Raw genomic sequence first — 18,566 nt, forward strand, 5'->3', positions numbered from 1 at the left:
TCTGGAAAAAAACAAAGGGCCTAATATTCCTGCCTCGATGTAAGTCTTTGGCGGTAGAAAAACCCATGTCGTATACACAACAAAAGGCGTCGGAAAAAACCGGCGAACCTTGTGAGCAATGACAAATTCCAGACAAAAAAATGCCCGGCGAACCGGGCATTTTTTTTGCGCGTTGCTTACAGGTTGTAACCACGCTCGTTGTGCTGGGCCAAGTCCAGGCCCACGGCTTCTTCTTCCTCGGAGACACGCAGGCCCATGACGGCGTCCAGTACCTTGAGAATGATGAAGGTCACGACCGCGGTATAGATCACGGTGAAACCCACGCCTTTGAATTGAATCCACACTTGTGCGCCGATATCGGTCACGGTGCCGAAGCCACCCAGTGCCGGTGCAGCGAATACACCGGTCAGGATCGCCCCGAGGATACCGCCGATGCCATGTACGCCGAAGGCATCCAGGGAGTCGTCATAGCCGAGCTTGCGCTTGAGGGTGGTGGCGCAGAAGAAGCACACCACGCCCGCCGCCAGGCCGATGACCAAGGCGCCCATCGGGCCCACGGTGCCGGCAGCCGGGGTGATTGCAACCAGGCCGGCCACCACGCCCGAGGCAATGCCCAACGCGCTTGGCTTGCCGTGGGTGATCCACTCGGCAAACATCCAGCCCAGTGCCGCGGCAGCCGTGGCGATCTGGGTGACCAGCATCGCCATGCCGGCAGTGCCGTTGGCCGCGACGGCGGAGCCGGCGTTGAAGCCGAACCAGCCTACCCACAGCATGGCCGCGCCCATCAGGGTATAACCCAGGTTATGCGGTGCCATTGGGGTGGTCGGGAAACCTTTGCGCTTGCCCAATACCAGACAGGCTACGAGACCGGCGATACCGGCGTTGATATGCACCACGGTGCCGCCGGCGAAGTCCAGCACGCCCCAATCCCACATCAGGCCGCCGTTGCCGGACCAGACCATGTGCGCAATCGGCGCATACACCAGGGTGAACCACACGCCCATGAAGATCAGCATGGCGGAGAATTTCATCCGCTCGGCAAAGGCACCGACGATCAGCGCTGGGGTGATGATGGCGAAGGTCATCTGGAAAGTGATGAACACCGCTTCTGGAAACAATGCAGCCGGACCGGTCAGGCTGGCCGGGGTGACGCCCGCCAGGAATGCCTTGCCCAGGCCGCCGATGAAGGAATTGAAGTTGACGACGCCCTGTTCCATGCCAGTGGTGTCGAACGCGATGCTGTAGCCGTAGATGACCCACAGGACGCTGATCAGACCGGTGATGGCGAAGCACTGCATCATCACCGAAAGAATGTTTTTCGACCGAACCATGCCGCCGTAGAACAGCGCAAGGCCAGGGATGGTCATGAACAGGACAAGAATCGTGGCAGTCAGCATCCAGGCAGTGTCGCCGGAGTTGAGGACTGGGGCTGCAGCTTCTTCCGCCATGGCCAGGCCAGGCATTACGAAGGACAACAGGGCTCCTAGCCCTGCGAATTTACGCAGAGTCATATTGTTTTCTCCTGGGGCGTTGGGTTTGACGGCTTAGATAGCGTCGGTATCGGTTTCGCCGGTACGGATGCGAATGGCCTGTTCCAGATTGACCACGAAGATCTTTCCGTCACCAATCTTGCCGGTGTTGGCGGCCTTGGTAATCGCCTCGATGACCCGATCAAGATCCTTGTCGTCGATGGCGACATCGATCTTCACCTTGGGCAGGAAGTCGACCACGTATTCCGCGCCGCGATACAGCTCGGTATGGCCTTTCTGCCGACCGAAGCCTTTGACTTCAGTAACGGTAATGCCCTGCACGCCGATTTCGGACAGCGACTCGCGTACGTCGTCCAGCTTGAACGGCTTGATGATGGCAGTGACTAGCTTCATGAAACTCTCTCCCGAATTGGTGGACTTGCCCCAGGAAAACAAACCCGACTCAAGTCTAAGCGCAGTGCCTGGCTTTGTAACGCGTCGTCGGCCCAAGTTGCCCGACCGGTGCCAGCTGACTACTCCTGACGAAACTCCCCGCTCCGCCTGCTGCACTGCATTCGTCACAGCGACTGCATCAGTGCATGGGTCACCAGCCACTAAGCAGAAAGCTTGCCATCTGTACCCAACCCCCCTGATTTCAACCCTTTACCCGTTGCGCCGGCCTGCGCCGAACCACGAACCGCAGCGATACGCACAACAACGGTGCAGTGATGCCCGGGGCCGTGCGCGAAAAGCGTGCAACCCGAGCCGCGAATTGACTATAGACACTGCGTGATACACTGCCCGCCATTGTTTCCAGGACACCTGACATGCTCGCGCCCAAAGACCTCCTCGACGCCCTGAGCGGCCACGCCTCCCGCCTGTTGAGCGGCGACACGCCACTCCCCAAGAATGAAATCGAAAGCCAGTTCAAGGCCCTGCTGCAAAGCGGGTTCAGCAAGCTGGACCTGGTCAGCCGGGAAGAATTCGACAGCCAGATGGTCGTGCTGGCCCGGACCCGGGCACGGCTGGAGAGCCTGGAAGCCAAGGTGGCCGAGCTGGAGGCGCGACTCGACCCCAAGGACGAGTGAGCACCTCTTGCCAGGGATGCGGCGTTAAGCGCGTGATTTGTCCCAAGCCCACCAGATCATCCAAGCGCTGGCAGGGGCTCGCCGCCTGTAACAGCAACTGAAAAACAACCGCCTGCATGGCGGTTGTTCATTCATGCCCCCACTTGCGCAACATCCTGCGAAAATTTGCCCCTTCAATTGCCCCGCCCTCTCAGTTTCCCCGGACTAGTCTTCAAGAGCCGCAGGATGCGGCTCTCCATCAGTCAAGGAACGCTTCATGTCGCTCGCCATCGTCCACAGCCGCGCCCAAGTGGGGGTCGACGCCCCTGCCGTTACCGTTGAGGTTCATCTGGCCAACGGCTTGCCGTCACTGACGATGGTCGGCCTGCCGGAGGCGGCGGTGAAGGAGAGCAAGGACCGGGTGCGCAGCGCGATCATCAATTCGGGGCTCAATTTCCCGGCGCGGCGCATCACCCTGAACCTGGCGCCAGCGGATCTCCCCAAGGACGGAGGCCGGTTCGACCTGGCGATTGCCTTGGGAATCCTGTCGGCCAGCGTGCAGGTGCCGACCTTGATGCTGGACGACGTGGAGTGCCTCGGCGAACTGGCATTGTCCGGCGCCGTGAGACCGGTACGCGGCGTGCTCCCCGCGGCGCTGGCGGCACGCAAGGCTGGACGCATGCTGTTGGTACCCCGGGCCAACGCCGAGGAAGCTTGCCTGGCGTCAGGGCTGAAGGTGATCGCCGTGGACCATCTGCTCGAAGCAGTGGCGCATTTCAACGGCCACGTCCCAGTCGAGCCTTTTGTGTCCAACGGGCTGCTCTCGGCCAGCAAACCCTATCCCGACCTCAGCGAAGTACAAGGTCAAGCCGGAGCCAAGCGCGCCTTGCTGATCGCGGCAGCGGGAGCTCACAACCTGTTGTTCAGTGGCCCACCCGGTACGGGCAAGACGCTGCTGGCGAGTCGTTTGCCGGGGTTGCTGCCACCGCTGGCCGAAAGCGAGGCCCTGGAGGTCGCGGCTATACAGTCGGTCGCCAGTTGCGTGCCCTTGAGCCATTGGCCGCAACGGCCGTTCCGCCAGCCACACCATTCGGCGTCCGGCCCTGCCCTGGTGGGTGGAGGCTCCAAGCCGCAACCGGGGGAAATCACCCTCGCCCACCACGGCGTGCTGTTCCTGGACGAGCTTCCAGAGTTTGATCGCAAGGTATTGGAAGTCTTGAGGGAGCCCTTGGAGTCGGGGCATATCGTGGTTTCGCGCGCCCGCGATCGCGTGCGCTTCCCGGCCCGCTTCCAGTTGGTAGCGGCCATGAACCCCTGCCCCTGTGGATACCTTGGCGAGCCCAGCGGCCGCTGCTCGTGCACACCGGACATGGTGCAGCGCTATCGCAACAAGCTGTCCGGCCCCTTGCTCGACCGCATCGACCTGCACCTGACCGTGGCGCGGGAAGCCACGGCGCTCAATCCCAAAGGCGAACCGGGTGACGACACCGCCACCGCGGCCGAGCGGGTGGCCGAAGCCCGGGAACGCCAGCAAACCCGCCAAGGCTGTGCCAACGCATTCCTCGATCTACCGGGGCTGCGCCGCCATTGCAAACTGTCCTCGACCGACGAGGCGTGGCTGGAAACCGCCTGCGAACGACTGACCCTGTCGCTGCGAGCCGCCCACCGCTTGCTGAAGGTCGCCCGCACGCTGGCCGACCTCCAGCAGTTGGAACGGATCAGCCGCGAGCACCTGGCCGAAGCCCTGCAATACCGGCCCGCAACGCCATGAAACAGGTCACTGCTTGCTCAGGTCCACCAGCGGTGTGTCTCGCACCTCGGCCTTTCGATCGCCCTGGATGTCATCGATGCGCTTGAGGGCTTTGTCCACGGCCCCCTTGTCCGCCAGAAGACTGTAGTGGATCTGGAACTGCTTGCGCTCTTTCGGTGCGATGCTGGGCACCAGGCCCAGCGGACGCTGGTAGCGGCGGTTATAGGAAAAACTGGTACCTGGCTCCAAGCCGGTCACGTAGCCCTGGCCTTGGGTATCGGTGTTTTTCCACAGGGAAAACACCGGAAGCGTCCCGGTATTGAAGCCCACGGAAACGCCGAGGCTACCGGCCTTGTTGTGCAGGACGGTCAGCGTATCGCCCTTGGCGTCGGCGTAAGGCACGACGTTGTAAACGGTTTCATCGTAGTCCTTGGTGGGAGCTCGATAGGTGGTCCAATCCTTCAGGTCGCCCTTGGCCTTGTCGTTGAACGGCGAGACCTGTTTGACCGGGGCGGCGAAGCGGGCCCCCTGCTCCAGGAATGGCGTGCTGAAATTGCTGTGATAGAGCGCCTGGTATTCCTTTGGATAATCGCCATTGTTGGTCAGCGTGTCGTTGAGGGAAAAGGTCACGCTGCCGGGCTCGGTGACCAATTCAGTCTGGACCGAGAAGTCAACCTTCTTGAACGCCTGCTCCTTCAACTCGCCTCGCAGGGTGATGGCGTAAGGTGGCTTTTCATCGATGTGCAAGGTGACTTTGTTCGCCGGAATGTTCGCGGCGCGCCCATGCAAGGTCAGCAGCTCACCGTTGTCGATGCCGGGGTGGCCGACCCACTCATAGCCGCAGCGGGTCACCAACTCATTGAAGCCTTCGAGCCAGCCCAGGCCACCTCGGCCGTTGAGTTCGATGAATGCTGGATTGACCACTTCTTTGACCGGCGAATCCCAGCCCATGCGCACATCGCCGACCGAGGCTTGAAGCACGTTCATGCCACGGGTCGGGACGACTGACAGCTTCAGAGTGCCGTTGTCGATGTCGACAATGCTCACGCCTTCCTGACGCCCCCCGTGGAGGGTGCGCATCGTCACGGAAAACGGCTTATCGGTTTTCACGCCCAGTTGTTGGCTGGTGATTTGCCAGGGTTGGGCGGCTTTATCGGAGTCGAGCAGTACGTAATCCCACGCCATCGCATGGGAAGCTACGCCCAAGGCGCCGAGGGCAACGAAGAGTCTTAGGGAATTCATGGAGACGGCCTTTTGTTGGAGTTGTGCGGTTTTTATAGACTTGAAGAAACGTTTCAGCAAGTTGAAAAACAGCAAATTCCTTAAAAGCTCAAGGCTGGAGGCCTAAGTGGGAGGCGCTTTTGTGGGAGCGAGCTTGCTCGCGAAAGCGGTGGGTCAGGCAATAGAGATGTGGCTGGGAAGCCGCCATCGCGAGCAAGCTCGCTCCCACAAAGGCTTTGGGAAGCTTCTAATGTTGATCGTTCCCACGCAGAGCGTGGGAATGATCAACATAGCGGGATTGGGGAAGCTTGCTATTGATGGGAGTTTCAGCGGAACCGATCGACTTCTTTGCGAAGGTCCTGCGCCAGTTTTTCCAGTTCCTTGGCGGTGATCGCCAGGTTCGAAACCACTTCGCGCTGTTCGCTGTTGGCCATGGCAATACTCTGCAGGTTGCTGCTGAGCAGGGTCGCGGTGCTGCTTTGCTCCTGCGTAGCCGTAGTGATCGCGGCGAATTGCTGGCCGGCCGAGCGGCTTTGCTCATCGATACGCGCCAGGGCCGAGGCCACGTTGGCGTTACGCGACAAGCCTTCCTGCATGAGCAGGTTGCCCTTCTCCATGGTGCTGATGGCGTTGCCGGTTTCCTGCTGGATGCTGTTGATCATGCCGGAAATTTCGTCAGTGGCCTGGCGAGTGCGCGAGGCCAGGCTCCGAACCTCGTCAGCTACCACGGCAAAACCACGACCCTGCTCGCCCGCCCGTGCAGCTTCGATGGCGGCGTTCAACGCCAGCAGGTTGGTTTGCTCGGCGATCGAAGTGATCACACCGACAATGCCACCGATCTCCTGGGAGCGCTGGCCCAGCGTGTTGATGACCGTTGCAGTGCTGTTCAAGGCGCCCGCGATCTGTTCCAGGGACGATGACGCTTCGTCCATCGAGGTACGGCCGATGCGAGTCTGTTGGGCATTGTCCTGTGCCAGGCGCTCGGTATTGCCCATGTTGTCGGCGATGTTCAGGGAGGTGGCGCTGAATTCTTCCACCGCCCCGGCCATGCTGGTGATCTCGCCGGACTGTTGCTCCATCCCTTCATAGGCGCCACTGGACAATCCGGAGAGAGCCTGGGCACGGCTGTTGACCTCTTGGGAGGCTTTGCGAATGTGCTCGACCATGGTCGACAAGGCTTGGCTCATCTGGTTGAACGCACGGGCCAGTTGGCCGATCTCGTCGTGGCTCGACACATTCAGGCGCACGCTCAGGTCGCCGGCGCCCAAGGCTTCGGCCTGACGCACCAAGTCACCGAGGGGAGCCAGTTTACTGCGCAACAGCCATACCGCCGCACCGACCGCCAGCAACATCGCCAGCAAACTGCCGATCGCCAGTTGCGTACCGACGTTCCAGGTCACTGCGTTGATCTCGGTTTTCGGCATGCTCGCCACGACCGACCAGGGCCCGCCCTCGAACGGCACGGCAACGCTATAGAACTCCTCCGCGGTGTCGTCCCAGAAAGCACCCTTGCCAGGCTTCTTGACCAACGCTGTGATGGCCGCGGTAGCACGGTCCAGTGCCTGCACACCGGCCGGCGGCACCAACCATTTGTTCTGCTCGTCCAATAACGCCAGCGAACCGGTCTGTCCGATTCGGAAGCGCTTGAGATTTTCGAACTGCGCATTCTGCGCATCGGTGTAATCGAATCCTACGTACAACACGGCAATGATCTTGCCGCTGCTATCACGTACAGGCGTGTACTGCGACATGTAGAAGCGCCCGAACAGCAACGCCCGGCCAATGTAGCTCTGGCCGCTGATCACCGGGCCGTAGGCCGGTCCGGCGCGGTCGAGCACAGTACCGATGGCGCGCGTACCGTCCTGTTTGCTGACGGATGTACTGACGCGGACAAAATCGTCGCCGCTGCGCACGAATACCGTGGCCACGCCGGCGGTCATCGTCTTGAAATCATCCACTTCCTTGAAATTGTTGTTCAACACTTCGCTGCCAAGGCTCAAGCCAGGCGTCTGAACGCCCGCCACCGTCACCGGCTGGTCCGGATGCACGCTCAAGCCGGCGCTGAAACGCTTTTCGAACAGACCCGCCAGCCGTTGGGTGCTTTCGCGCAACGTGCTGTGGAACGTGTTGAGCTGATCGGCCATCAGCCGCGCTTCGCTCGCGAGATGCTCTTCACGGGTAGAAAGGTTTGCAGCGTCAAGCGAACGCAAGGCAAAGACAGTACTGCCGGAGATCACGACCGCCAGTATCACGGCAAGGGCAAGGCCTAGCTGTGAGGCGATCCGGGCACGAGGTTGAGACATGACGGCTCCTGGCCGAGAGACTGGATCATCTTGATCACATCGCACGCTCGGCATCTGATTCGATGAGGTAGGTATTGGCCCTTTCTGAACGAAGGTTCTATGTTCACCTTCGGCCGTAACGCCGAATACTTGAGGGCTTTGGAAGGAATAATACCAAGTGGCTAGCACGGCGACTGCAACGTTTCAGCCCAGGCGCTTGACCTCAGGTAGTTGCATGGCCTTCACCTCGCTCTGGAGAAAGTCGCTGAGCCGGCGCAAACGTTCACCCCCGGGCCGGGTTTTCGGCCAGACCAGGTAGTAATGCTCGCCGCTGGCGACAGCTGTTGGCCATGGCAGGCTCAAGCGCCCCTGGGCAACGTCCTCGGCCACCATCAACAAATCGCCCATGGACACGCCGTAGCCGCGCGCGGCCGCGATCATGCCCAGTTCCAGGGTATCGAACACCTGACCGCCCCTGAGCGAGACTTTGTCAGCCAAGCCCATGCGCTGCAGCCAATTGCGCCAGTCGCGGCGATCCGGAGTGGGATGCAATAGCTCGGCCTTGGCCAATCGCGCCACATCCCAGGGTTGGTCATTGAGCAGGTTCGGAGCGCCGACCGGTATCAACTCCTCGGGAAACAGCAGGCTGGCCTCCCAATCCGCAGGGAAATGCCCATTGCCCAGCAGGACTGCGCAATCGAAGGGCTCGGTATTGAAATCCACCGAGTCGATGTCCATCCAGGCGCTTGTCAGCTGCACTTCGTTGCCCGGTTGCAGATGGCGAAAGCGGCTCAGGCGCGCCAGCAGCCAGCGCATGGTCAGGGTCGATGGCGCCTTCATCCGCAGGATGCCGTCTTCTCCGTGCAATGTGTGGCAAGCCCGCTCCAGCGCCATGAAGCCCTCCCGCACGCCCGGCAGCAGCAGGCGCGCCGACTCGGTCAGTTGCAGGTTGCGCCCGCTGCGCTGGAACAGTCGACAGGCAAAGTGATCTTCCAGTGTGCGGATGTGCCGGCTGACGGCGCTCTGAGTGATCGACAGCTCCTCGGCGGCGCGGGTAAACGAGCTGTAGCGCGCCGCGGCTTCGAATGCCCGTAGCGCATAAAGCGGAGGAAGACGGCGAGACATCGCAAAAGCTCCATGGCGTGGTTTGCAAACCCTACCAGAAACCCATCCAGCATGAGTTTTAATCATGCCAGCGATCTTTTTTATCCTTTTGTGCAATCCGGCGGGAGGGCCGAAAATCTTCGTCTTACTGCCTTGCTGGAACATGGAGTGTGATGATCATGCGGCATCCTGTGCGTACCGAACTCTGGGCCATCCTGCGCCTGGCGGGACCGTTGATTGCTTCGCAGTTGGCGCACATGCTGATGGTGCTGACGGACACCCTGATGATGGCTCGCCTGAGCCCCGAAGCCCTGGCCGGCGGCGGGCTCGGGGCGGCGAGCTATTCATTCGTATCGATTTTCTGCATCGGCGTGATCGCGGCGGTGGGCACCCTGGTAGCGATCCGCCAGGGCGCGGGCGACATCGTAGGCGCCACCCGGCTGACCCAGGCCGGATTATGGCTGGCGTGGTTGATGGCGCTGGTGGCGGGCCTGCTGTTGTGGAATCTCAAGCCGGTGCTGTTGATGTTCGGCCAAACCGAAACCAACGTGCTCTCTGCCGGGCAATTCCTGCTGGCACTGCCGTTCGCCCTGCCCGGTTACCTGAGTTTCATGGCCCTGCGTGGCTTTACCAGCGCCATCGGGCGGGCCACGCCGGTGATGGTGATCAGCCTCGGCGGCACGGTGGCCAACTTCCTTCTCAACTATGCGCTCATCACCGGCATGTTCGGCCTGCCGAAGCTCGGCCTGATGGGGATCGGCCTGGTCACGGCCATCGTCGCCAACTGCATGGCCCTGGCGCTGGCCTGGCACATTCATCGGCACTCGGCCTACCGCGCTTATCCATTGCTTGCCGGCCTGTCGCGACCCAATCGCCAATACCTCAAGGAACTGTGGCGACTGGGCTTGCCGATTGGTGGTACTTACGCGGTGGAAGTCGGCCTGTTCGCATTCGCCGCCCTGTGCATGGGCACCATGGGCAGCACGCCGCTGGCGGCCCACCAGATCGCGCTGCAAATCGTCTCGGTGGCCTTCATGGTTCCGGCGGGCATGTCCTACGCCATCACCATGCGTATCGGCCAGCATTACGGTGCCGGGCAATTGCTCATGGCGCGCCTGGCCGGGAGGGTCGGGATTGGTTTTGGCGCGGCCGCCATGCTGGCGTTCGCCATGGTGTTCTGGCTGCTGCCGAATCAATTGATCGGCCTGTTCCTGGACCATGAGGACCCGGCGTTCCGGGCGGTCATCGACCTGGCGGTGAGCCTGTTGGCCGTGGCGGCGTGGTTCGAGCTGTTCGACGGCACACAAACCATCGCGATGGGCTGCATCCGCGGATTGAAGGACGCCAAGACCACGTTCCTGGTGGGCCTGGGTTGCTATTGGTTGATCGGCGCGCCGGCGGCGTGGTGGATGGCGTTCCATTTGCATTGGGGCCCGACCGGCGTCTGGTGGGGCCTCGCCCTGGGCCTGGCCTGCGCGGCGGTGAGCCTGACGTTGGCGTTCGAGTGGAAGATGAAGCGGATGATTCGCAGCGAGCCGGGGCAGCCCAGTTTCGAAGCGATCCAGGCCGAGTGAAACATTTCCCCTGTGGGAGCGAGCTTGCTCGCGATAGCGGTGTGTCAGTCAAGATCTATGTGACAGACATATCGCCAACGCGAGCAAGCTCGCTCCCACAGGGTCTTGATCAACTCACTTCCACCGTGGATTGCCCATCATCCTCGGACATCAGGTATTCAACCAACTCCGCCAGCGGCAAAGGCTTGCTGATCAGGAACCCCTGCACCTGATCGCATCCGAAACCGCGCAGCAACTCCAGTTGCTCGCGTGTCTCGACGCCTTCGGCCACCACCTCGAGGTTGAGGTTATGGGCCAGGTTGATCATTGCGTGGACCAGCTTGCGGTTCTCTTCGCGCTGCTCCATGCCGCCGACGAAGCTCTTGTCGATCTTGAGCAGGGCGATGGGCAGGCTGTTGAGGTGCACGAACGAGGAGAATCCGGTGCCGAAATCATCCAGGGAGAACCGTACCCCCAGGCGACCCAGGGCGTCCATGGTCTGTTTGACCAGTTCGCTGCGACGCATCACGGCGGTTTCGGTGAGCTCGAACTCCAGCCATTGGGCCTCGACACCCCGCTCGGCGATCAACCGGCTCAGGGTCGGCAGCAACTGGCTGTCCTGGAACTGCCGGAACGACAGGTTGATCGCCATGTGCAACGGCGCCTGCCCACGTTCACGCAGGTCCTGCATGTCCCGAAGGGCCCGGGCAATCACCCAGTAACCCAATGGCACGATGAGCCCGCTCTGCTCGGCCAGCGGCACGAACTCACTCGGTGGCAACAAGCCGCGCTCGCCATGGCGCCAGCGCACCAGGGCTTCGAGGCCGACAATCGTGCCATCTGCCAGGTTCAGCCGAGGCTGGTAATGCAATTCCAGCTCATCACGTCGCAACGCCCGCCGCAGCTCGCTTTCCAGGTCGGCGAGGCTGCGGGCGTTGCGGTTGATGCGCTCGTTGAAAATATGAAAGGTGCAGCCCTGGGTGCTCTTGGCCTGCTGCATGGCGATGTGGGCGTGCCACATCAAGGGGTCCGCACCGGCTTGCGCCCGGGCGTGGGCAATGCCCAGGCTGCAACCGATCAACAGGCTTTCACCGTCGACCCAGTAGGGTTCGGCCATGGCTTCGATGATGCGCTCGGCCATCCACTCCGCTCGCTGAGGCGCCCGGCGGGTGTCGATCAACAAGGCGAACTCGTCGCTCCCCAGCCGTGCCAGCTGATCACCGGCCTCAAGCGCGCCTTTGAGCCGCGAGACAACCTGCAGGATCAGCCGATCGCCGGCCTGGTGGCCGAGGGCGTCATTGGCGTGGCGGAAATTGTCGAGGTCCAGGTGACCCAGGGCCAGGCCACGGCCTTCGTTTTCAGCCAGGCGAGCCGCCAGCAAGGTCTGAAAACCCTGGCGGTTGGCGATGCCTGTCAACGGGTCCTGCTCGGCGAGCCGTTGCAGGGTGTTTTCGAGCATCCCCCGCTCGCGCACGTGACGCAGGCAACGACGCAGGGTCGCCTCATCGAGGGCGTCGCGCACCAGCCAGTCGCTGACGCCATCCGGGGAAACCGAAGGTTCATGCTCGAGCAACAGAACTGTCGGCAAACGACAACGACCCGGTGCCGGCTGCTGGGCGGCAACAGTGAGCAGCACCGCGTTGCGGTTGTCCTCGAACAAGCTGCTGACCGAGTCCCAGTTCGGGGCGCTGATCAACACGACCGAGGGCCCCATGGGCGCCAGGCACTCGCGCAATATCGCTGACCACTCAGGCGTTTCGGCCAACAACAGCAAACGCAAGGGTTCGACAGGCGTGGACAAGCTGACTCCCTAGACTCTGCAAGGTGGTAGGCGCGGGGCATTATGACGCGCCGATGGGCAATCACCAATGCCAATGGTTCTCACATACCCGCTTTTTGAAGGTTTTTCATCTCAAAAAACGAACGTTGGAACCAATTTCCGTCCGCATCCTGAGGGAAAGTGACGAAAGCGGCAATTGCAATGATGCGCAACGTCACAAGTCGGACAGGGCAGCACAATTCTCAGAGCCTGTTAAAATGCCGGCCCATTTCGCAAACGACTCCCTGAACCCTGTCATGTCCCGACTCAACCCCCGGCAGCAAGAAGCCGTGAACTATGTCGGCGGCCCTCTTTTGGTGCTCGCCGGTGCAGGCTCCGGCAAGACCAGCGTGATCACCCGCAAGATCGCGCACCTGATCCAGAATTGTGGCATCCGCGCCCAGTACATCGTCGCCATGACCTTCACCAATAAGGCCGCCCGGGAAATGAAAGAGCGGGTCGGCGGCCTGCTGCGCGCCGGCGAAGGTCGCGGCCTGACGGTCTGCACCTTCCACAACCTGGGCTTGAACATCATCCGCAAGGAACATGCGCGGCTGGGCTACAAACCGGGCTTCTCGATATTCGACGAGGCCGACGTCAAGGCCCTGATGACGGACATCATGCAGAAGGAATATTCCGGCGACGACGGCGTGGATGAGATCAAGAACATGATCGGCGCCTGGAAAAACGACCTGATCCTGCCGCCCGAAGCACTGGAAAACGCCCGCAACCCCAAGGAACAGACCGCCGCCATCGTCTACGCCCATTACCAGCGCACGCTCAAGGCGTTCAATGCGGTGGACTTCGACGACCTGATCCTGTTGCCGGTCAAACTGTTCCAGGACCACGCCGACATCCTCGAGAAATGGCAGAACAAGGTCCGCTACCTGCTCGTGGACGAATACCAGGACACCAACGCCAGCCAGTATCTGCTGGTGAAACTGCTGATCGGCAAACGCAACCAGTTCACCGTGGTGGGCGACGATGACCAGTCGATTTACGCCTGGCGCGGCGCGCGGCCGGAAAACCTGATGCTGCTCAAGGAAGACTACCCGTCGCTCAAAGTGGTGATGCTGGAACAGAACTACCGCTCCACCAGCCGGATCCTGCGCTGCGCCAACGTGCTGATTTCCAACAACCCCCATGAGTTCGAAAAACAACTGTGGAGCGAGATGGGCCACGGCGACGAGATCCGCGTGATCCGTTGCCGCAACGAAGACGCCGAAGCCGAGCGCGTGGCCATGGAAATCCTCAGCCTGCACTTGCGCACCGACCGGCCGTACAGCGATTTTGCGATCCTGTACCGCGGCAACTACCAGGCCAAGCTGATCGAGCTGAAACTGCAGCATCACCAGGTTCCCTATCGTCTGTCGGGGGGCAACAGCTTTTTCGGCCGCCAGGAAGTGAAGGACCTGATGGCCTACTTCCGCCTGATCGTGAACCCGGACGACGACAACGCCTTCTTGCGGGTGATCAACGTGCCGCGCCGGGAAATCGGTTCGACCACCCTGGAAAAACTCGGCAACTACGCCACCGAGCGCAAGATCTCGATGTACGCCGCCACCGACGAAATCGGCCTTGGCGAGCATTTGGACAGCCGCTTCACCGATCGCCTGGCGCGCTTCAAGCGTTTCATGGACAAGGTCCGCGAGCAGTGCGCCGGGGAAGATCCGATCTCTGCGCTGCGCAGCATGGTCATGGACATCGACTACGAAAACTGGCTGCGCACCAACAGCTCCAGCGACAAGGCCGCCGACTACCGCATGAGCAACGTCTGGTTCTTGATCGAGGCGTTGAAGAACACCTTGGAAAAAGACGAAGACGGCGACATGACCGTCGAGGACGCCATCGGCAAGCTCGTGCTGCGGGACATGCTCGAACGCCAGCAGGAAGAGGAAGAAGGCGCCGAAGGTGTGCAGATGATGACGCTGCACGCCTCCAAAGGCCTGGAGTTTCCCTACGTGTTCATCATGGGCATGGAAGAAGAAATCCTGCCGCACCGTTCCAGCATCGAGGCCGACACCATCGAAGAAGAACGGCGCCTGGCCTACGTCGGGATTACCCGGGCGCGCCAGACGCTGGCCTTCACCTTCGCCGCCAAGCGCAAGCAATACGGCGAAGTGATCGACTGCGCCCCGAGCCGCTTCCTCGATGAGTTGCCGCCGGACGACCTGGCCTGGGAAGGCAACGACGACACGCCGACAGAGGTCAAAGCCGTTCGCGGCAACAGTGCCCTGGCGGATATACGCGCGATGTTGAAGCGCTAGAATCTTCCACTATTTCAGGCGCTGAACGCGTCCCAGAGGAGGCTTCATGGAAGCCCTGCACCAGAAAATCCGAGAGCTAGGCATCGTGCTGTCCGACCAGGTATTGAAGGTCGATGCGTTTCTCAACCACCAGATCGATCCGCAGTTGATGAAGCTGATCGGTGATGAATTTGCCGCACTGTTCAAGGATTCGGGCATCACCAAGATCGTCACCATCGAAGCCTCGGGCATCGCCCCGGCGATCATGACCGGGCTGAATCTTGGCGTGCCGGTGATCTTCGCCCGCAAGCAACAGTCCCTGACCCTGACGGAGAACCTGCTGTCGGCCACCGTGTATTCCTTCACCAAGAAGACCGAAAGCACCGTCGCCATCAGCCCGCGCCACCTGACCAGCAGCGACCGCGTGCTGATCATTGATGATTTCCTGGCCAACGGCAAAGCCTCCCAGGCGCTGATTTCCATCATCAAGCAGGCCGGCGCCACCGTCGCCGGGCTGGGGATCGTGATCGAGAAGTCGTTCCAGGGCGGCCGCGCCGAACTGGATGCCCAGGGCTATCGCGTCGAATCGTTGGCCCGGGTGAAGTCGTTGGCGGGTGGGGTTGTGACCTTCCTCGACTAATACCCATTCCCCTGTGGGAGCGAGCCTGCTCGCTCCCACAGGGGATGGTCGATTTCTAAGGCGCAGTCGCCTTGAGCCCCGCCAGCAACAGCCGCTGATACAGCTCTTCCTTCAGCCCCTCCGGGCTCGTCAGCTGCATTCGCTCCAGATGCCCGGCATACTCCCAGGGCTGCGGCGCATCCAGGGCGGCTTTGCCCAGATCCAGGATCTCGGTGAGCTTGAATTTGCTTTTCAGCCAATTCAGCGCCCGCAATAAGTCCCGCTCGACCTCATCGAAATCACAGCCCAACGGGTACTCCGGAAACAGGTTGGGATGCCGCGCCTGGATCCCCTGCAAACGCTCCGAGGTGTTGTCGGCAAAGCGTGGATCGAGGCGAAAGTCCTTCGGCAGCTTGCCGGCATTTTGCGCTTGCTCGATCAATCCGGGTTGGAAGCGTGAATCGCTGATGTTCAGCAACGCCTCGATCACCGCGGCGTCGGTCTTGCCCCGCAGGTCGGCGATGCCGTACTCGGTTACCACAATGTCACGCAAATGGCGTGGAATCGTGCAGTGACCGTATTCCCAGACAATGTTCGAACTGACCACCCCTCCCGATTCCCGCCAGCTACGCAACAGCAGTATCGAACGCGCCCCTTCCAGCGCGTGGCCCTGGGCGACGAAGTTATACTGCCCACCGACGCCGCTGAGCACCCGCCCGTTTTCCAATTGGTCAGCCACTCCCGCGCCCATCAAAGTCATGGTGAAGACCGTGTTGATGAACCGAGCATCGAGGCGCTGCAAGCGCTTGAGCTGCTCCTGACCGTACAGCTCGTTGATGTAGCTGATACGCGTCATGTTGAATTCAAGCAGACGGCTCTGCGGCAACTCGCGCAAGCGCTCGTAGAAACTGCGCGGGCCGAGGAAGAACCCGCCATGAATGCAGATGCCATCGGGTTGCGCCGCCTCGTCGAGGGTTCCGGCAATGGCCCGCTCCTGGGTCGGCTCGTCGGGGTAGACCTTGCGCCGGATAATTCCTGCTTCCGCCAGCACCAGCAAACCGTTGACGAACATCTCACTGCAACCGTACAACCCCTTGGCGAAAGGCTCGACCCCGCCTTCGCGCTCGATCAATTGCGCCCACTGGCTGAGGTTCAGTTCCGCCAACAGAGCCTGGTAACCGGCGTTATCGGCTTGGCGCGCCAGCAGTGCCGCTGTCAGTGCGTCGCCCATGGAGCCGATGCCGATTTGCAACGTACCGCCATCGCGCACCAGGGTGCTGGCATGCAGGCCGATCAAGTGATCCTGGAACCCCACCGGCATGTTGGGCGTGGAAAACAACGTGTGGCTGTCCTTCTCGTCGATCAACAAGTCGAAGCCGTCGATGCCGATTTCCGCGTCACCGGGCATGTACGGCAAGTCGCTGTGGACCTGGCCCACCATGAGAATGGTCTCCCCCGCCTCGCGCCGCTTGGCGATCATCGGCAACAGATCCAGGGTAATGTCCGGATTGCAACTCAGGCTAAGCCGATCCAGGTGCTCCGGGTCGCTCGCCACCAGTTGGGCGATCAGGTTCAAGCCTGCCCCGTTGATGTCCCGGGCCGCGTGGCTGTAGTTACTGCTGACATAGTCCTGCTGGGCCGACGCGCTGTGTAAAAGGCTGCCGGGCTGCATGAAGAATTGTTGGACGCGGATATTGGCCGGCAGGCTGTCGCGCTGCAGGTCGGCCAGGTAATCGAGTTCGGGATAATCGCCAAAGACCCGTTCGACGAAGGGTTCGAGGAAGCGCTTCTGCAACCCATCGCCCAAGGTCGGCCGCCCCAGGCTCAAGGCGGTGTATATGGTCAGCTGTCGCTCGGGCAGTTGCGCGATGCGCCGGTACAGCGCGTTGGCGAACAGATTGGGTTTGCCCAGCCCAAGGGGCATGCCGAGGTGGATATGCGCGGGCAGGCGCTCGAGCACCTCATCCACCGCCTGTTCGATTGAACACAACTGCACCATCCTACCCTCCGGGACTTTCCATGAATGTGGGTTGGACCGAGCTTGCCGGGTCTTGGTTGCGATGAACAGCCCTGAAAAATCCCAGGCGCAAAAAAGCCGCTTGTAAGCGGCTTTTTTGTGAACGATGTCTCGTCCTGAATAAGGTTTACACCTTCTGACCTATCCTCAGGAGGAACCAATGGAATCAGGAAAAAGGCGCAGTCAGCGTGATTACACGCTGGGCTTTAAATTGGCGGTCGTCGATCAAGTTGAAAAGGGCGAACTGAGTTATAAAGAGGCTCAACGGCGTTATGGGATTCAGGGTCGGTCGACTGTGTTGGTGTGGTTACGCAAGCATGGAAGGCAGGACTGGAGCCAAGGCGCCTCCATTCGTGCCCAGAGGAATCGACCGATGGCCGAGCCAAATTTGCCGCTGACACCAGAGCAGCGAATCAAGGAGCTGGAAGAAAAGCTGGCCCTTGCCAACCAGAAAGCCCAATTTTTTGAAGCTGTCGTTGACGTGCTGAAGAACGATTACGGTGTTTCTGTCGTAAAAAAGCGATCCGGCAGGTCCTCAGCCAAGGGCAAATCGAAGGCCTGAGTGTTACCAGGGCTTGCCAGTTTTTGGGCATCTCACGGCAGGCGTATTACAAGCGCAATCGAGCTTACGACGCGCAAGCTAGCCACGCGCAAAAGGTGCTGGGGTTTGTGCTGGAGACACGCCTTGAAATGCCCCGGTTGGGCACCCGCAAGCTGCATGGCCTCATGCAGTCCGAACCTGAACTGACGCGAACGGTAGGTCGAGATCGGTTGTTCGATATCTTGCGAGACCATCGACAACTGGTCCTACGCAAACGCGCTTATCACAAGACTACCGATAGTCATCATCGCTTCCGTCGACATCCGAATCGGCTCAAACCCGGCCCTGACCAAGTCACTGCCACGGGGCCTGAACAGGTATGGGTAGCAGATATAACCTACTTGCCTACCGAACAAAGCGTCGCTTATGTGAGCCTGGTCACCGATGCGTTTTCGCGCAAAATAGTCGGCCATCATGTGCATGAAAGCCTGCATACCGAGTCAGTCATCCAGGCAATGACCAAAGCCCTTCGGCATCGAAGAAGCAATCAGCCGCTGGTACATCACTCTGATCGGGGCTCGCAATACTGCTCTGATCTCTACCAGAGGCTGCATGCCAAGCACGGCGTCAGGTGTTCGATGACTGATGGCTACGACTGCTACCAGAATGCCCTAGCGGAACGGGTGAATGGGATTCTGAAAACGGAGTTTCTTTTACACCGTCCCAAAGACCTTGCCCAAGCCAAGCGCATGGTCGAGGAGTCGATAGAAATTTATAACCGTAAGCGACCTCATTTGTCTCTGAAATACAAAACGCCCGATGCGGTGCATCGGGCGCTTTGAGATGAAACAGGTGTAAACCTATTTCAGGACTAGACA

At 60.7% G+C, this 18,566-nt stretch carries 13 protein-coding genes; 6 read left to right on the top strand and 7 right to left on the bottom strand.

The genetic code is table 11. From position 1 onward, the window contains the following. Window positions 1-176: 176 nt before the first annotated feature. Window positions 177-1,511 carry an ammonium transporter gene (locus tag ACLK1G_RS09240; protein ID WP_420765154.1) on the bottom strand — a complete coding sequence of 445 codons (1,335 nt, stop codon included), beginning with the start codon at window positions 1,509-1,511 and terminating at the stop codon, window positions 177-179. Between the two features lie 33 nt (window positions 1,512-1,544). Then, window positions 1,545-1,883, bottom strand: a complete 339-nt coding sequence (gene glnK / locus ACLK1G_RS09245) for a P-II family nitrogen regulator (protein WP_002555808.1) — start codon at window positions 1,881-1,883, stop codon at window positions 1,545-1,547. A gap of 413 nt (window positions 1,884-2,296) precedes the next feature. Between glnK and ACLK1G_RS09250 the strand changes: the two genes are divergently transcribed. Continuing rightward, the gene (locus tag ACLK1G_RS09250; protein ID WP_420765155.1) at window positions 2,297-2,557 is read left to right on the top strand and encodes an accessory factor UbiK family protein; all 261 of its coding nucleotides are present in this window, start codon (window positions 2,297-2,299) and stop codon (window positions 2,555-2,557) included. Between the two features lie 256 nt (window positions 2,558-2,813). Then, window positions 2,814-4,307, top strand: a complete 1,494-nt coding sequence (locus ACLK1G_RS09255) for a YifB family Mg chelatase-like AAA ATPase (protein ID WP_420765156.1) — start codon at window positions 2,814-2,816, stop codon at window positions 4,305-4,307. Between the two features lie 6 nt (window positions 4,308-4,313). Here the strand turns inward: ACLK1G_RS09255 and ACLK1G_RS09260 are convergent, their stop codons facing one another. The 3 genes from ACLK1G_RS09260 to ACLK1G_RS09270 form a co-directional block, all read right to left on the bottom strand. Continuing rightward, the gene (locus tag ACLK1G_RS09260; protein WP_420765157.1) at window positions 4,314-5,528 is read right to left on the bottom strand and encodes an aldose 1-epimerase family protein; all 1,215 of its coding nucleotides are present in this window, start codon (window positions 5,526-5,528) and stop codon (window positions 4,314-4,316) included. 305 nt (window positions 5,529-5,833) lie between these two features. Beyond that, window positions 5,834-7,810 carry a methyl-accepting chemotaxis protein gene (locus ACLK1G_RS09265; protein ID WP_420765158.1) on the bottom strand — a complete coding sequence of 659 codons (1,977 nt, stop codon included), beginning with the start codon at window positions 7,808-7,810 and terminating at the stop codon, window positions 5,834-5,836. A 183-nt stretch (window positions 7,811-7,993) separates the two neighbouring features. Next, window positions 7,994-8,914, bottom strand: a complete 921-nt coding sequence (locus ACLK1G_RS09270; protein ID WP_420765159.1) for a LysR substrate-binding domain-containing protein — start codon at window positions 8,912-8,914, stop codon at window positions 7,994-7,996. 152 nt (window positions 8,915-9,066) lie between these two features. Here ACLK1G_RS09270 and ACLK1G_RS09275 point away from each other — a divergent pair, with 152 nt between their 5' ends. Beyond that, entirely contained in the window at window positions 9,067-10,467 is a 1,401-nt protein-coding gene (locus ACLK1G_RS09275; protein ID WP_420765160.1) for a NorM family multidrug efflux MATE transporter, read from the top strand. 109 nt (window positions 10,468-10,576) lie between these two features. On the opposite strand, the gene ACLK1G_RS09280 is transcribed toward ACLK1G_RS09275, so the two are convergent. Next, on the bottom strand, window positions 10,577-12,247 hold the full coding sequence (locus ACLK1G_RS09280) for a putative bifunctional diguanylate cyclase/phosphodiesterase (protein WP_420765161.1): 1,671 nt from the start codon (window positions 12,245-12,247) through the stop codon (window positions 10,577-10,579). A 275-nt stretch (window positions 12,248-12,522) separates the two neighbouring features. On the opposite strand from ACLK1G_RS09280, the gene rep reads away from it, so the two are divergent. Both rep and ACLK1G_RS09290 read left to right on the top strand, forming a co-directional pair. Further along, the gene (rep, locus tag ACLK1G_RS09285; protein WP_420765162.1) at window positions 12,523-14,532 is read left to right on the top strand and encodes a DNA helicase Rep; all 2,010 of its coding nucleotides are present in this window, start codon (window positions 12,523-12,525) and stop codon (window positions 14,530-14,532) included. Window positions 14,533-14,578: 46 nt separating this feature from the next. Next, entirely contained in the window at window positions 14,579-15,151 is a 573-nt protein-coding gene (locus ACLK1G_RS09290) for a xanthine phosphoribosyltransferase (RefSeq protein WP_420765163.1), read from the top strand. Window positions 15,152-15,206: 55 nt separating this feature from the next. On the opposite strand, the gene ACLK1G_RS09295 is transcribed toward ACLK1G_RS09290, so the two are convergent. Beyond that, window positions 15,207-17,129 carry an acetyl-CoA hydrolase/transferase C-terminal domain-containing protein gene (locus tag ACLK1G_RS09295; protein WP_420765164.1) on the bottom strand — a complete coding sequence of 641 codons (1,923 nt, stop codon included), beginning with the start codon at window positions 17,127-17,129 and terminating at the stop codon, window positions 15,207-15,209. Window positions 17,130-17,307: 178 nt separating this feature from the next. On the opposite strand from ACLK1G_RS09295, the gene ACLK1G_RS09300 reads away from it, so the two are divergent. After that, a protein-coding gene (locus ACLK1G_RS09300) for an IS3 family transposase (protein WP_420765165.1) occupies window positions 17,308-18,530 on the top strand; the annotation gives its coding sequence in 2 pieces (ribosomal slippage) (window positions 17,308-17,659 and window positions 17,659-18,530; 1,224 coding nt in all). The last annotated feature ends 36 nt before the right edge of the window (window positions 18,531-18,566 follow it).

The organism is Pseudomonas algeriensis (assembly GCF_048847255.1).
In the GTDB taxonomy this organism is placed as follows: domain Bacteria; phylum Pseudomonadota; class Gammaproteobacteria; order Pseudomonadales; family Pseudomonadaceae; genus Aquipseudomonas.

What these genes read in the sequence shown, in the direction of transcription:
- ACLK1G_RS09240 (WP_420765154.1), bottom strand. Translation starts at nt 1,511, where the DNA reads ATGACTCTGCGTAAATTCGCAGGGCTAGGAGCCCTGTTGTCCTTCGTA.
- glnK (WP_002555808.1), bottom strand. Translation starts at nt 1,883, where the DNA reads ATGAAGCTAGTCACTGCCATCATCAAGCCGTTCAAGCTGGACGACGTA.
- ACLK1G_RS09250 (WP_420765155.1), top strand. Translation starts at nt 2,297, where the DNA reads ATGCTCGCGCCCAAAGACCTCCTCGACGCCCTGAGCGGCCACGCCTCC.
- ACLK1G_RS09255 (WP_420765156.1), top strand. Translation starts at nt 2,814, where the DNA reads ATGTCGCTCGCCATCGTCCACAGCCGCGCCCAAGTGGGGGTCGACGCC.
- ACLK1G_RS09260 (WP_420765157.1), bottom strand. Translation starts at nt 5,528, where the DNA reads ATGAATTCCCTAAGACTCTTCGTTGCCCTCGGCGCCTTGGGCGTAGCT.
- ACLK1G_RS09265 (WP_420765158.1), bottom strand. Translation starts at nt 7,810, where the DNA reads ATGTCTCAACCTCGTGCCCGGATCGCCTCACAGCTAGGCCTTGCCCTT.
- ACLK1G_RS09270 (WP_420765159.1), bottom strand. Translation starts at nt 8,914, where the DNA reads ATGTCTCGCCGTCTTCCTCCGCTTTATGCGCTACGGGCATTCGAAGCC.
- ACLK1G_RS09275 (WP_420765160.1), top strand. Translation starts at nt 9,067, where the DNA reads ATGATCATGCGGCATCCTGTGCGTACCGAACTCTGGGCCATCCTGCGC.
- rep (WP_420765162.1), top strand. Translation starts at nt 12,523, where the DNA reads ATGTCCCGACTCAACCCCCGGCAGCAAGAAGCCGTGAACTATGTCGGC.
- ACLK1G_RS09290 (WP_420765163.1), top strand. Translation starts at nt 14,579, where the DNA reads ATGGAAGCCCTGCACCAGAAAATCCGAGAGCTAGGCATCGTGCTGTCC.
- ACLK1G_RS09295 (WP_420765164.1), bottom strand. Translation starts at nt 17,129, where the DNA reads ATGGTGCAGTTGTGTTCAATCGAACAGGCGGTGGATGAGGTGCTCGAG.